This window comes from Achromobacter sp. JUb104 (assembly GCF_024806975.1).
Classification (GTDB): Bacteria; Pseudomonadota; Gammaproteobacteria; order Burkholderiales; family Burkholderiaceae_B; genus Achromobacter; species Achromobacter spanius.
Genome location: NZ_JANUEY010000001.1, coordinates 851,174 through 860,390 on the forward strand (window position 1 = coordinate 851,174; position 9,217 = coordinate 860,390).

Annotated in this window: 10 protein-coding genes; 8 read left to right on the plus strand and 2 right to left on the minus strand. The window is 59.5% G+C overall.

The window, feature by feature from the left end:
* Positions 1-91 precede the first annotated feature (91 nt).
* Positions 92-316 (plus strand): H-NS family nucleoid-associated regulatory protein, encoded by a 225-nt coding sequence (locus M2361_RS29040; RefSeq protein ID WP_404976346.1) that lies wholly within the window; start codon positions 92-94, stop codon positions 314-316.
* Positions 317-423: 107 nt separating this feature from the next.
* Here the strand turns inward: M2361_RS29040 and M2361_RS03940 are convergent, their stop codons facing one another.
* Positions 424-867 carry a hypothetical protein gene (locus M2361_RS03940; protein WP_259246316.1) on the minus strand — a complete coding sequence of 148 codons (444 nt, stop codon included), beginning with the start codon at positions 865-867 and terminating at the stop codon, positions 424-426.
* An 892-nt stretch (positions 868-1,759) separates the two neighbouring features.
* Here M2361_RS03940 and M2361_RS03945 point away from each other — a divergent pair.
* A complete protein-coding gene (locus M2361_RS03945) occupies positions 1,760-2,098 on the plus strand; it encodes an HNH endonuclease signature motif containing protein (RefSeq protein ID WP_259246317.1) in 339 nt (112 codons plus the stop codon).
* 8 nt (positions 2,099-2,106) lie between these two features.
* On the opposite strand, the gene M2361_RS03950 is transcribed toward M2361_RS03945, so the two are convergent.
* A complete protein-coding gene (locus M2361_RS03950; RefSeq protein ID WP_259246318.1) occupies positions 2,107-2,868 on the minus strand; it encodes a hypothetical protein in 762 nt (253 codons plus the stop codon).
* A 370-nt stretch (positions 2,869-3,238) separates the two neighbouring features.
* Between M2361_RS03950 and M2361_RS03955 the strand changes: the two genes are divergently transcribed.
* From M2361_RS03955 to M2361_RS03980, 6 genes are all read left to right on the plus strand, one after another.
* Entirely contained in the window at positions 3,239-3,757 is a 519-nt protein-coding gene (locus M2361_RS03955; RefSeq protein ID WP_259246319.1) for a terminase small subunit, read from the plus strand.
* A gap of 3 nt (positions 3,758-3,760) precedes the next feature.
* The gene (locus M2361_RS03960; RefSeq protein ID WP_175169313.1) at positions 3,761-5,464 is read left to right on the plus strand and encodes a terminase large subunit; all 1,704 of its coding nucleotides are present in this window, start codon (positions 3,761-3,763) and stop codon (positions 5,462-5,464) included.
* Positions 5,464-6,804, plus strand: coding sequence for a phage portal protein (locus tag M2361_RS03965; protein WP_259246320.1), 1,341 nt, complete (start codon positions 5,464-5,466; stop codon positions 6,802-6,804). The genes M2361_RS03960 and M2361_RS03965 overlap by 1 nt, the downstream gene beginning before the upstream one ends.
* Positions 6,770-7,510 (plus strand): head maturation protease, ClpP-related, encoded by a 741-nt coding sequence (locus M2361_RS03970; protein WP_259246321.1) that lies wholly within the window; start codon positions 6,770-6,772, stop codon positions 7,508-7,510. Before M2361_RS03965 ends, M2361_RS03970 begins: the two co-directional genes overlap by 35 nt.
* Positions 7,511-7,578: 68 nt before the next feature.
* Entirely contained in the window at positions 7,579-8,817 is a 1,239-nt protein-coding gene (locus M2361_RS03975; protein WP_259246322.1) for a phage major capsid protein, read from the plus strand.
* 28 nt (positions 8,818-8,845) lie between these two features.
* Entirely contained in the window at positions 8,846-9,217 is a 372-nt protein-coding gene (locus tag M2361_RS03980) for a hypothetical protein (protein WP_259246323.1), read from the plus strand.

Sequence of the window (9,217 nt, forward strand, 5' to 3'; positions counted from 1 at the left end):
TCAGTTGGAGCATCGCGTGTACGCGCTACGTGCAAAGAGGAAAGCGTTGGCTGTCCGCGAAATTGTTCGTTTGATGCGTGAATCCAAAATCATGCCGGATGAGATAACGGCCGCGTATCAGCGTCTTTCGCCGAAACCCCCGGATGTTCAGGTACCGCGCTTGGATAGGCGTTCCCAAGTAGCGCCCAAGTACCGAGATCCTGAGACGGGACACACATGGACAGGGCGAGGCGTCACTCCACGTTGGCTTGCGGCCGCAGAGTTAGACGGCCGCAATCGTCAGCACTTTATCGTCGAATCGTGCACCCGACACTAGGCCCCGGACGCATTCCCAGGTCGTTTCGAACGAGGCCCATCGGGGCAGGACAGCTGGGGCTTTGCGTTTCTCGCTGCCGCCGCAAGCGCAGACCTGACTGCGAGCGCTCATTGGTCAGCCTCGCGGCTGGCCGCTGCCGCGCCTTTTAAAAGCGCGGTGATATTTGTGGTTTTGACCTGAATGACGGGGCCTGGCGCCGTTGAGTACCGAATGTCTACCCAGTTGCACTCAGCGATACGATGGAAATGATCTTCAATGGTTGCCAGGTCGACGTCGAAGCCCACGGTTACCAGCACCCACAAAGAGGTGCCGCCTCGCGCAGGCAGGTCTTCTAAGGCCAAGGCGAACAGTAACGCCGCCGTATCCGCTCCCAAGTCTTGATCCGCAACAAAAAACACTTGGATCAGCGGGTTTGGAGTCTTCTTCCAGCCCACGAAATTCTCTTCGAGGGAAATGCCTTCTGGGCATCTGGAACATATGCCGTTTACCGTCTCCTGATCTCCAACCAACTCCACCAGGAATTTTGTTGTGCGAGGGGCGGCGTGGCCCATGTGCTTTGGCTCCAATTCGTAGCGGTGAGGGATCCGCGACTTAAGCACTGCGTCTGCCTTCTGGTCTCCTGATCGGCCTGATGACCGGAGTCTATCGGCCGAGTGTATATCGGCTTGAGTCAAAAGCCGTCGGTTGATTTGGCCGAGCCCACAGCGCGGCGAGGAATCGATGCCCTCTGCCCGCTTCACATATAACAAAGCCCCGGTACGGATTCTCCGGTCGGGGCTTCTGCATTGCAGCTATAAAACTCCAACCTTCGCCGAGGGCCGCGCGCTGGGCATGGCGTGTGGGGAAGGGATCATCGCGCCGTGCGGTGTGCAGTTGGTGGCACCCGGCAAGGTTGGCGCTGAGGGTTAATTCAGTTCCGCCACGTTTGCCGGAACTCCTGATCGAACCACATTTCGGCTACGTCCACGGCGGGCATCACTGAACGGAACCGAAGCAGTTCTGGATGGGATTGTTCCAGCCAGGCTCGGAAGTCTGAGAACCGCAAGTTCTGATCGGGAAGACCGGCATAGTCGGTGCGCTTCCATTGATGGCACAGCTGTCGGATGGCCCGTTCGCACTCAGCTTTTGTCACTGTTGGCTCGATGTCGGTAGTGGTCTAGGAGGATTCGATATGTCGCGAGAAATGATGGCAAGCGCACGGCGAGACATCACACAGGCGAGGCGCGCAGGCGCTGATCCGGAGTTTTGTATGGCTGCGCAGCAGGCACTCGAAGATTGCAGCCGAATGTACCAGCATAAGCTCAAGGGCTTGCCGAAGCTTGAGACTGGTATGCGGCGGGAGCGTCGAGCGTATTACATGGCTCAGTATGTCTTCCGCCTGGATGCAATAGCGGCAGTGGCGCGCGCCTACGCTGCGCGAGTTCGGGCTGTGAGAGCGTAGGCATGAAGCTAAAGACACTTAAGCCGCGCATTGTAATGGCTGGTTCAAGGTTGACCGCAGCGCCCACGCCCAGCGCCAAGCGCATGACAGGCCGCAAGCTGCAAAACCGTCGGTTGCGCGTTTGGTCCGCTGATCCGCACTGCGCGCGTTGCGGAACATTGACCCTGTACCCGAACGGCTTCGAGCTTGACCACAAGGTAAGCCTATTCGATGGCGGCGATGACACCGACGCAAACACCCAGGTGCTGTGCGTGTCCCGTGACGCGCACGGACGCAAGGTCGGCTGCCATGACGCCAAGACGCGGCAGGACATGGGATATAGAGCAAATGGGAGGGCGTGATAAGGCGGTCAGAAAAATCCAGCTAAAGCTTCGACCGCCTTATTTGCATATCCCAGAAGCTGCTGGCCCGCTCCAGCAACTTTTGCTGTTTTCTCCACGAGGTCGGCGCCACGTTTGATGGTGTCAAAGTGCTTTTGTATACCTCGCTTTTCTTCGTCGGTCGCCGTTGCGACAGCAGCGGCAATGGTCTCTTTCTCGAGTGTGAACTCGCCCATTGCGGCATTCAAGGACTGCCGCAATGGCGCGATACCCGAAATGGAGTAATCAGCTAATGCTGCATTCATGGAATCGAGCTGGCGTTTGATCATTTGCCGCAAGGACCGCGGTAGCTTCCCGCTTTCGAGTGTGGCCCTCATGGCTTCGAGATGTTCATTGAACTGCTTCAGTTCGTCATCAGATGCAGGCGCTTCGGTCATGCCTATTGTGTGGGCGGCCCACCGTAGTGCCATAACGTTCTCACCGCTGAAAGCGCCTCGAATTTGATCCCATTGCTTGTTCAACGAACCGGCCGATGTCGCGGATTTCAGCTGTGCAATGGGCTGGAGATAGAGGTTTCCAGGAAGGCTTAATTCGTTGAGAGTCTGTGCAAGGTCATTCAGCTGATTCTGAATGGAGTCGAGCCGTTGCGAAATTGAGTGGAGTTCCTCGGAATTTGGATTGGCCTTTTTTTTTAGAAAGATCTGGGCCCATTGCACGTTCGCTTGGACACCTGGGATGTCGTGCCGCTGAGCATCTTCCACAAAGTTCAACAACCGAGAGGCGGGGTTCATAACTTGCTGAGTTCCAGTCTGAGGATTTACCGACCATGAATATACGCCAATTTGTTACCAACCCTCGCAACGCGGCGATCCAATGGAAATGGATCGCGGCCTACGCGGTCTTTCGGACGTGCCGAATGCGAGTTCCGGCTCCGACTGCCAGATTTCTCGTAACCATGAACTTGGCTGTTGGCAGTTCTTGGTGCGGCGCAGTATGGAGAGCGATCCGATCGAAATCAGTTGTCGTTCTTTAGTACCCGAGGCCCCCGGGGGGGCGTCGAAAGTTGGGCGGGCTTTCCCGTTGGAAACCACCTGTTCCCTCACGCACAGAAAATTTCCCCGTTTCGGAAAATTGTTAACCCACTTTTGTTAACCAAAACCTATGGCATTAACCGACAAAAAGCGCCGCTTCGTCGACGCGCTGCTGTCGGGTCTATCCGGTGCGAAAGCCGCTATCCATGCGGGTTACAGCGAAAACGGGGCGGCCCAAGCAGCCGCTCGATTGATGCGTGACAAGCATGTGCTGGCCGCTCTGGGGCGGACTGCCCAAGTTAACAAAACAGTTAACAAAAATTCGGTTAACAAAAAGCCGGGTTCTGCACCGCCGGCTGACGTTACCAGTGACGAACCATGCGCCGCCGACTCCGGCGAAAGCATGGGCCTAAAGGCGCTGGGCCTGACCTCAGACCCACGTGCCGTGCTTGTGGCGATCATGAACGACCTCGGCGAAGAACCAAAGCTGCGGATGGAGGCTGCGAAGGCTCTGATGCCGTTCACGCACGGAAAGATTGCTGAACAGGGCAAGAAGGGCGCCAAACAGGAGGCAGCGACCAAGGCGGCGGGCGGTCGGTTTGCGCCACCGCCGCCGCCTACGCATCTGCGCGTTGTCGGGAAAGGCTAGGTCATGACCTGGACAACCGCGTGCCCGGATTGGGCGGAACGTCTGCGCACGCGCAAGTCGATCATTCCGCCGCCCGTCTATCCCGACCAGGCCGAATATGCGCTGGGCATCTTCAAGCAGCTCAAGGTCGTTGATCTGGCCCAAGTCTATGACGAAGCCATTGGGACGTACCGACACCAGACCTTCGGGGAATGCTCCGAAGAATGGGTTTTTGACTTTGTGCGGGCGATCTTCGGCGGATATGACGTCGAAACCGGAAAGCAACGTATCCGGGAATATGGGCTGCTGATCAGCAAGAAGAACACGAAATCGACTATTGCCGCCGGCATCATGTTGACGGCGGTAATCATCTGCTGGCGCCAGGAAGAGGAACACTTGATCCTGGCCCCAACCAAGGAAGTCGCAGACAACAGCTTCAAGCCGGCGGCGGCAATGGTTCGGGCGGATGAGGAGCTGTCGGACATGTTCCACGTCCAGGACCACATCCGCACCATTACCCATCGCACGACTCGCAATAGCCTTAAGGTGGTAGCTGCCGACACTGACACGGTGTCGGGCAAGAAGTCCGGTCGCATCTTGGTGGACGAATTGTGGCTATTCGGCAAGCGTGCTAACGCTGTGGCGATGTTCCTTGAGGCGCTTGGCGGCCAAATATCGCGTGATGAAGGCTGGGTGATCTACCTGACCACTCAAAGCGATGACCCGCCCGCAGGCGTCTTTAAAGAGAAGCTGGCGTACTGGCGCGATGTCCGTGACGGGAAGGTGGTCGACCCGAAGACATTGGGCATTCTGTACGAGTTCCCGGAGGATATGTTGGAGGCAAAGGCCTATCTTGACCCGGCCAATTTCTACTTCACCAATCCCAATATCGGCCGCTCAGTCAGCGCCGAGTGGCTGGAGGATCAGCTCAAGCTGCTGCGCGCCAGGACGGACGGCGCGTTCCAGCAGTTCTTGGCAAAGCACCTCAACGTCGAAATCGGCCTGAATCTGCGGTCTGACCGTTGGGCTGGGGCGGACCACTGGCAAGCGCATGGCGACCCGAGTCTGCGCCACCTTGATGATTTCCTGCTTCGCGTGGAGGTCATAACAGGAGGTATCGACGGTGGCGGCCTAGACGACTTATTGGGGCTTGGGTTGGTAGGCCGAGAGCCTGGGACGGGGCGCTGGTTGCATTGGGGGCGAGCTTGGGCGCATCCGTCCGTGTTGGAGCGCAGAAAGGAAATAGCGCCGCGTTTGCGGGACTTCGAGCAGGACAAAGACCTGGTCATCGTCAACCGGATTGGGGACGACGTGGCCGAGTTGGCCGAGATCGTCAAGAGGGTGTATGACGCCGGGCTATTCCCCGAAAAGGAAGGGGTCGGGGTTGACCCTAGTGGCATCACATTTGCGGAAGCATTTGCAGATGCGGGCATCCCAGACAACGTTCTTGTCGGTGTTTCGCAAGGTTGGCGCCTTGGAGGCACCATCAAGACCGTGGAGCGCAAGCTCGCGGAGGGGGCCTTTTCTCACGGCGGACGCCCAATGATGGCGTGGGCCGTCAGCAATGCGCGCATCGAGCAGCGCGCGAATTCAATTCTCATCACGAAGCAGGCCAGCGGCACGGCAAAGATTGACCCGCTGATGGCGCTTTTCGATGCCGCGCAACTGATGGCGCTGAACCCATTGGCCGGCCCCAAGAAAATTCAACAAGGATTCGTGGTGATGTGATGGGACTACTTTCCAGATTCTTCGGCTCGGACGGCCAGGCAGTACAGCCAGACAGCCGACAAGAGCCAGCAATAGGCAATATCGCCGACGGCGGGACGGTCTCATCGTCCGACATCCGCATGTTTGAGATTTTTGGTGATCCTCGGACAGCGGCCGCCGCTGTGGTCAATGACCAGACCGCAATGCGGGTGTCGGCCGTGTATGCGTGTGTCTCGCTGATCGCCGGATCGATCGCCCAACTGCCGCTTCCCGTCTTTGAGCGCGTGGGCGGGGCACGTCAGCAAGTGGACCACGCGTATTGGTGGACGCTGAACGAGCAGTTTTGCCCCACCTGGGTGGCGTCTGCGGCGTGGGAATTCTTGGTGACGCAGATGCTGCTGCGGGGCGATGGTATTGCATACATCGTCCGCAATCGTGCCGGCACCATGACGAACCTTATCCCCTGGCCCCGCTCTCGTGTGGAGATCCGGGAGCAGGAGCGCGAAAGCCCGCGCGAGCTGCGGCGGTTGCAATACACCTTCTACGATGACAAGGGATTCTTCACGGTCGATCAGGATGACGTGATCCACATTCCCGGATTCGGATTCAACGGCATCAGTTCGATGTCCGTAATTCAGTGGGGCGCGCGCAACGGCATTGGCATCGCCATCCAGGGTGACGAGCATGCTGGGAAGTTCTTCAGCGAAGGGGGCAAGCCCGAGGTCGCCATCAAGGCGCCAGCAGCCATGTCTTTCGACATGCAGGAAGACTTCCGCGCCGCCTGGGTTGCCAAGTATGGAGGTATCCAGGGGAACCGCCGTATTCCGCTGATTCTGACCGAAGGGTTGGACATCAAGGAATTGACTATGTCGGCGGTGGACCAGCAGCTGCTGGAGTCCCGGCAATGGCAGGTGATCGACATGGCGCGCGCCTTTGGTGTCCCGCCGCACATGATCGGCGAAATGACGAAGTCCAGCAGCTGGGGTAGCGGTATTGAGCAGATGGGTATCGGCTTTGTGAAATACACATTGGCCCCTCACTTGAAGCGGATCAAGGGCGAGTTGAACCGAAAGCTATTCCGCACCGCGCGGTATTTCACCGAGCACAACACAGATGGGCTCATGGCCGGCGATTCCAAGGCTCAGGCGGAGTACTTCGCTAAGGCATTGGGTGGGCCAGGTGCGCAGGGCTGGATGAGCGTAGATGAGGTCCGCCGCGTGAAGAACCTCCAGCCGTTGGGCGGCGAGTTTGACCGCCCGACGCGGGCGGGCGAGCAAGCGCAAGCCGAACCCGAGCACGACAACGATCAAGACAGGGAAACCCAGAATGAAAATTCCGAAACTGCTTCAGATGGCGCGTGACAACGCCTCTGGATCGAAGCCGCTGCGCGCCGAGTCGAGCAACGGTGAGCATACGATCTACCTGCATGGGGTTATAGGCGGTTGGTGGGGCGATATCGACGCGACCGAATTTGCCAAGGCCCTTTCCAGCATCACGGCCGAAACGATCCACTTGCGCATTAACTCGCCGGGGGGCGACGTGTTCGACGCGCGCGCGATGATGACTGCCATCCGCCAGCATTCGGCGAAGGTAGTCGCCCACGTGGACGGCCTGGCTGCTTCCGCAGCTACCGACGTTTGCATGGCCTGCGACGAAGTAGAGATCTCGCAGGGGGCGTTCTTCATGATCCACAACGCCTGGACGGTTGCCATCGGCAACAAGGCCGACATGCGGGAAACTGCCGATCTGCTTGAAAAGGTGGACGGCGCGATCATGGCTGACTACGTGGCCCGCTCCGGCCAGTCGGCGGATCAGGTCAAGACCTGGATGGACGCGGAGACCTGGTTCAGCGCCGACGAGGCGCTGGAGCATGGCTTTGTCGATCGCATTGTTGACGCCGCTGCGAAGAAGTCGACCACATCCAACGCATGGAATCTGGCGGCTTACCAGAATGCGCCCAAGGCGCTGACCAAGCCGAAATCTCCCGTTGTGGATGATGCCCAGGTCAAAGCCTTGCGAAATGATCTTGAGAGGCGGTTTTCGCTGATCGAGGCCACCCCTGCATAAGCGGCTCCCGCACGCAGGACAACCCACCGCCTTCGGGCGGTTTTTTTTCGACTGAAGGAACCTAAGTTATGGCTTTCAATCTTCAAGCCGAGCGGGAGCGCCGCAACGCGCTGGCCAAGGAAACTCGCGCCCTGCTGGACAACAACCCCGGCGCCAACTGGAACGCCGACCACCAGAAGAAGTACGACGACAACACGGCTGAAATCGACCGTATCGACGCCTCCATCGAGCGCCATCAGAAGATGATGGACCTGACGGCCGAAAGCGACCTGCATGACGCTGGCGTGCGTGAACATGATGCCCGCCCCGGCGCCAAGGGCAATCGCGGCACCGACGTGGCACTGTTCGATAAGTGGTGCCGTGGTGGCGACAACGCACTGAGCGCCGAGGACTGGACGCATATCCGCGGCGCCATGAGCGGCAATCCGGCGGTCAACCCGGAGCAGGGTGGCTACACCGTGCCCACCACTGTGGCCAGTTCCATCCTGGATGCGCTGAAGGCGTTCGGCGGCATGCGCGCCGTGGCCAACGTCTTCACGACGGGGGGCGGCGAGCCCATGCAATATCCGACCAGCGACGGCACCAACGAAGAAGGCGAAATCGTTGCCGAGAACCAGTCGGCGACCGACCAGGACGTAAGCTTCGGCACGAAGGGCCTGCAGGTCTACAAGTTCAGCTCCAAGGTTGTGACCGTGCCCTGGGAACTGCTGCAAGACAGCTCGTCCGACATCGAAGGCTTTATCACGCAGCGCCTGAATACCCGCCTCGGTCGCGTCACCAACCGCCACTACACGATCGGAGCCGGCACGTCCGGCCCCATGGGCGTGGTTACCGCCGCCGGTGTCGGCAAGATCGGCGCCGTCTCGGCAATTCCGGTGATCACCTACGACGACCTGGTGGACATCGAGCACAGCGTGGACCCGGCGTACCGCCTGGGCGCGAAATGGATGTTCCACGACGACATGCTGAAGATGATTCGCAAGATCAAGGATGATCAGGGGCGACCGATCTTCGTGCCGGGCTATGAGCAGGGGAACCCCGGCGGCGCGCCGGATCGCTTGCTGAATCGTGACATCCAAATCAACCAGCACATGCCGGTGCCGGCGGCCGCCGCCAAGTCCATCGCGTTCGGCGATTTCAGCCTGTACAAGATCCGCGACGTGATGGCGATCACGCTGTTCCGCTTCAACGACTCGGCCTACGTGAAGAAAGGCCAGGTTGGCTTCCTGGCGTGGATGCGCTCGGGCGGCAATTTGATCGACGTGGGCGGCGCAGTGAAGCTGTTCCAGCACGGCGCCGCCGCTTAAGCGGCCCCGGGTGATCGCAGGCCGGCGGGTGATCCTGCCGGCCTTCTCTTTCAAGGAAGAAACCATGGCACGAAAAACGACAGCCCAGGCCGCGCCGAGTGGCGATCCGCCGGCCCCGTCCGCTCTGTCTGACCAAGTGGACGCAACGTCGCCCGCTGCCGCTTCGCCTGGGGTTGGTGAGGCCGGAGGCACCGAACCGGCGGCGACACTGCCGGGTCCGCCCGATGCGCCGGCTCCCGAGCCGGACACCCGGGAACGGGTGAAAGCTCTGGTGTTGCACGACAGCATCTACGGCAAGTGCGGCGAAGTGCGCGAGTTTGACGCCGACCATGTTTCCGCGCTGAAAGGCGCTGGCTACATCGACCCCCACCCGAAAGCGGTTGAATCGGCAGGAGGCTGA